The sequence below is a fragment of the Citrobacter sp. wls718 genome (assembly GCF_005280945.1).
GTDB classification, from domain to species: Bacteria; Pseudomonadota; Gammaproteobacteria; order Enterobacterales; family Enterobacteriaceae; genus Citrobacter; species Citrobacter gillenii.
This window is the reverse complement of record NZ_SZWV01000092.1, coordinates 20,770-24,394: the sequence shown is the minus strand read 5'-3', so window position 1 is coordinate 24,394 and position 3,625 is coordinate 20,770. Positions and strand designations below refer to the sequence as shown.

The 3,625-nt window shown below is 53.5% G+C and carries 2 protein-coding genes; one reads left to right on the top strand and one right to left on the bottom strand.

Features of this window, described 5'->3' with window-relative positions; translation table 11 throughout:
• Positions 1-184: 184 nt before the first annotated feature.
• Complete coding sequence (gene pgi, locus FDW95_RS17185) at positions 185-1,831, bottom strand: glucose-6-phosphate isomerase (RefSeq protein ID WP_115259715.1); 1,647 nt, start codon at positions 1,829-1,831, stop codon at positions 185-187.
• Between the two features lie 404 nt (positions 1,832-2,235).
• Between pgi and lysC the strand changes: the two genes are divergently transcribed.
• Positions 2,236-3,585: a lysine-sensitive aspartokinase 3 gene (gene lysC, locus FDW95_RS17180; RefSeq protein WP_115259716.1), complete on the top strand. Its 1,350-nt coding sequence runs from the start codon at positions 2,236-2,238 to the stop codon at positions 3,583-3,585.
• Positions 3,586-3,625 lie beyond the last annotated feature (40 nt).

Here is a 3,625-nt window from a genome sequence, read left to right as displayed (position 1 = left end):
ATCAGTAAGTTGGCAGCATCACCAAAAAGCCGATAATAATATCGGCTTTTTTTATAAGTAATCAGTAAATTCATTCGAATTGCAGCAAGGCGGCAAGATCGTTAATCCCCGAGAGCATAGATTACTATGTGACCGGGGTTAACGAACGCAGCCAACACCGCTGCGGTTCGAAGGAAGAAGCTGATTAACGCCAGGACTTATAACGGTTAATCAAACCGTTAGTCGAGCAATCATGGCTGTTGATCTCTTGATCATCGTTCAACTCAGGCAGAATGCGGTTCGCCAGCTGTTTGCCCAGCTCTACGCCCCACTGGTCGAAGGTGAAGATGTTCAGGATAACGCCCTGAGTAAAGATTTTATGCTCATACAGCGCAATCAGTGCACCCAGGCTGTACGGAGTGATTTCGCGCAGCAGGATAGAGTTCGTAGGACGGTTGCCTTCGAACACTTTGAACGGCACAACGTGGTCCAGCGTCGCCGGATCTTTACCCTGGTCGCGGTATTCTTGTTCAACCACTTCACGAGACTTGCCAAACGCCAGCGCTTCGGTCTGGGCGAAGAAGTTAGACAGCAGCTTCGGATGGTGGTCAGACAGCGGGTTATGCGTGATAGCCGGAGCGATGAAATCGCACGGCACCATTTTGGTCCCCTGGTGGATCAACTGATAGAACGCATGCTGACCGTTGGTCCCCGGCTCACCCCAGATGATTGGGCCAGTCTGGTAATCCACCGCATTGCCGTTACGGTCAACGTATTTACCGTTGGATTCCATGTTGCCCTGCTGGAAGTAGGCCGCAAAGCGATGCATATACTGGTCGTACGGCAGAATGGCTTCGGTTTCGGCACCAAAGAAGTTGTTGTACCAGATACCGATCAGCGCCAGCAGTACCGGCAGGTTTTTCTCCGCTGGGGTAGTGGAGAAATGTTTATCCATGGCGTGCGCGCCGGACAGCAGTTCAACGAAGTTGTCGTAGCCCACGGACAGGATGATCGACAGACCAATCGCTGACCACAGGGAATAACGACCGCCAACCCAGTCCCAGAACTCGAACATGTTGGCCGTATCGATACCGAACTCACCGACTGCTTTCGCATTGGTGGACAGCGCCGCGAAGTGTTTTGCCACGTGTTTTTCATCACCGGCGGTCGCCAGGAACCAGTCGCGCGCGCTATGGGCGTTGGTCATGGTTTCCTGGGTGGTGAAGGTTTTAGAGGCGACCAGGAACAGCGTGGTTTCCGGATTCACTTTCTTCAGTACTTCGGCGATGTGCGTACCATCGACGTTAGACACAAAGTGCATATTCAGGTGATTTTTGTACGGACGCAGCGCTTCGGTCACCATGAACGGACCGAGGTCGGAGCCACCGATACCGATGTTCACCACATCCGTAATCGCTTTGCCGGTGTAGCCTTTCCAGCTGCCGGAGATAATCGCTTCAGAGAAGGATTTCATCTTCTCCAGCACCGCATTCACTTCCGGCATCACATCTTTGCCGTCCACGATGATCGGGGTATTGCTACGGTTGCGCAGCGCCACATGCAGCACCGCACGATCTTCCGTACGGTTGATCTTCTCACCGGAGAACATGGACTTGATAGCACCGCTCAGGTCGGTCTCTTTTGCCAGGTCCTGCAGTTTCGCCAGCGTTTCTTCGGTGATGCGGTTTTTGGAAAAATCCACCAGCATCAAATCGTCAAACGTTGCGGAAAACTTGGCGAAACGATCGCTATCTTTCGCGAACAAGTCCGCGATCGTAACGTCTTTCATCTCTTCAAAGTGTTTTTGTAGTGCCTGCCAGGCTGAGGTCTGCGTTGGATTGATGTTTTTCATTAGCAATACTCTTCTGATTTTGAGAAATGTGACTGAGATCGATTGTAACGCCAGTCACAGAAAAGTGTGATTGTTTTAGTGCCGTTGTCCTGGCGTCCATCAAACAGGGGTAATTATAAGCTCGGTTACTCAGGGCTACAGCAGCATGAAAAATCCGCATAATCCCAGCATTGACAGTACAGGCCATGCCTTTTATTTATATACATAAAGTCATTCGATATGCGTCAAGGCGGCAAACCTGCTCGCCACAGGAGCTTACTGAAGTAAATGACTGTGGTGAGCAGGTGCAGCCAACGAAGAGGCAGATTGAAGGACGAAATGTAATACGGTATTTGCGCCTGCACCGGTTTCCGTTCTGCCTTTGTGCCATGGTCGCTCTATTCATTCCCTGACACGAGGTAGTTATGACTGATGTAGTTGTCTCCAAGTTTGGCGGTACCAGCGTCGCGGATTTCGACGCCATGAACCGCAGCGCTGATGTGGTGCTTTCCGATGCTAACGTCCGTTTAGTGGTGCTTTCCGCTTCAGCGGGTATTACTAACCTGCTGGTCGCTTTGGCTGAAGGGCTGGAGGCAACTGAACGCTTCGAGAAACTCGACGCTATTCGTCAGATCCAGTTCGATATTCTGGAGCGTTTGCGTTATCCAAACGTGATCCGCGAAGAGATCGAACGTCTGCTGGAAAATATCACCACGCTGGCGGAAGCGGCTTCGCTGGCGACCTCAACCGCGCTGACTGACGAACTGGTCAGCCACGGTGAACTGATGTCCACCCTGCTGTTTGTCGAAATCCTGCGCGAGCGTAATGTTCAGGCGCAGTGGTTTGACGTGCGTAAAGTGATGCGTACCAACGATCGTTTTGGTCGCGCAGAACCAGATGTCGTGGCGCTGTCTGAACTGGCCACGCTGCAGCTGGCACCGCGCCTTGAAGAAGGTCTGGTGATCACCCAGGGCTTTATCGGCAGCGAAAGCAAAGGCCGCACTACCACACTGGGGCGCGGCGGCAGCGACTATACCGCCGCCTTGCTGGCAGAAGCCCTGCACGCCGCACGCGTCGATATCTGGACCGATGTACCGGGCATTTACACGACCGACCCGCGCGTAGTGCCAGCCGCAAAACGCATTGATGAAATTGCCTTTGAAGAGGCCGCAGAACTGGCGACCTTCGGCGCAAAAGTCCTGCACCCGGCGACGCTGCTCCCTGCCGTACGTAGCGATATTCCGGTGTTTGTCGGCTCCAGCAAAGACCCCAAAGCAGGCGGCACACTGGTGTGTAATAAAACCGAGAATCCACCGCTATTTCGTGCCCTGGCGCTGCGTCGCAAGCAAACGCTGCTGACGCTGCATAGCCTGAATATGCTGCATTCTCGCGGGTTTTTAGCGGAAGTGTTCGGCATCCTGGCGCGCCACAATATCTCGGTGGATTTGATAACAACCTCAGAAGTCAGCGTAGCACTGACGCTGGATACCACCGGTTCAACGTCCACCGGCGATACGCTGCTCACGCAATCCCTGCTGATGGAGCTGTCCGCGCTGTGCCGGGTCGAGGTAGAAGAAGGTCTGGCATTGGTCGCCCTGATCGGGAACGACCTGTCTAAAGCCTGCGGCGTGGGAAAAGAGGTGTTCGGCGTGCTGGAACCGTTCAACATCCGCATGATTTGCTACGGCGCATCCAGCCATAATCTGTGCTTCTTGGTGCCGGGCAGCGAAGCCGAGCAGGTCGTACAGAAACTGCATCATAATTTGTTTGAGTAATACCAGCCGGATGGCGGATGCGGCGAAACGCCTTATCGGG